The organism is Sinomonas mesophila, assembly GCF_001999765.1.
Classification (GTDB): Bacteria; Actinomycetota; Actinomycetes; order Actinomycetales; family Micrococcaceae; genus Sinomonas; species Sinomonas mesophila.
On record NZ_KV908336.1, the window covers coordinates 727 to 1,710 of the forward strand.

General features: G+C 66.6%; 2 protein-coding genes. Both read right to left on the minus strand.

Translation table 11 applies throughout. The annotated features are described in order from the left end of the window. On the minus strand, positions 1-529 hold a 529-nt coding region (locus tag BV907_RS11395; protein ID WP_139346734.1), incomplete at its 3' end, for an ABC transporter permease subunit. Between the two features lie 13 nt (positions 530-542). Beyond that, positions 543-984: type 2 periplasmic-binding domain-containing protein (locus BV907_RS11400; protein WP_139346733.1), on the minus strand; the 442-nt coding region annotated here is incomplete at its 5' end.

Genomic DNA, 984 nt, shown 5'->3' on the forward strand with positions numbered 1-984 from the left:
CGGCCATGTAGGCGGCCTCGTTCAGCGTCAGGCCCACGAGCGCGGCGGTGATCGGGCCCATGATCGCGTTCGTGTCCACGGCCACGCCGAGGTCCGTGAAGGGGATCCCGATCCGCAGGTCCGGATAGAGGGCGGAGATGTTGAACCAGAAGATCAGCTGCACGAGCACCGGGGTGCCGCGGAACAGCGTGATGTAGAGGCTCGCGGCGATGGAGACCGGCTTCACGTGCGAGGAGCGCATGACCGCCAGGGCCAGGCCGAGCAGCGTGCCCAGGGCCATGCTCGCGACCGTGAGGAAGATCGTGAGCATGAGCCCTCGCAGGATGGACTCCGCGAAGAAGTACTTCCCGACCACGCCCCACTTGAAGTTCGGGTTCGTCAGGACCGAGGCCAGGATCCCGACGCCCAGCAGGATGCTGAAGACCCACCCCGCGTACTCGGAGGGAGTCCGCAGCCGAAGCCGCGGCTTGAGGGCCGCATCAGTGCTGCCCGTCGTCGCCTTACGTGTCTTGTTAGTCGCTGTAACCATGGAGGCGCCTCCGCTAGTTGAGCTTGGCGTCGGTGATGGCACCGGACTCGAGGCCCCAGGTCTCGAGGGCCTCCGTGTACTCCGGGCTCTCGAGGATCGACTGGACAGCTGCCTGCAGCGCCGGCGTGAGCGGCGAGTCCTTCTTGATGCCGATCGCCGTCACATCGCTCGAGCCGACATTGACACGGCCGATGAGCTCGAAGGAGCCCGGCTGCTGCTTGGCGGCCCACCCAAGGGCGGTCGTGTCATAGAGGATGCCGTCGATCCGCTTGGAGTGCAGCTGGGTCAGGGCCTCCTGGATGTTCGGCAGCGTCACGGCGTTGATCTCCGGCTGGCCCTTGGACGTGCAGGTCTGCTCGGAGAGCGCAGGGAGGCGCTTGAGCTGGCCCGTGGAGCCCTGGGTGACGGCGATGTTCTTCCCGCACAGGTTCTCGACCGTGAGGCCCTGCGGGTTC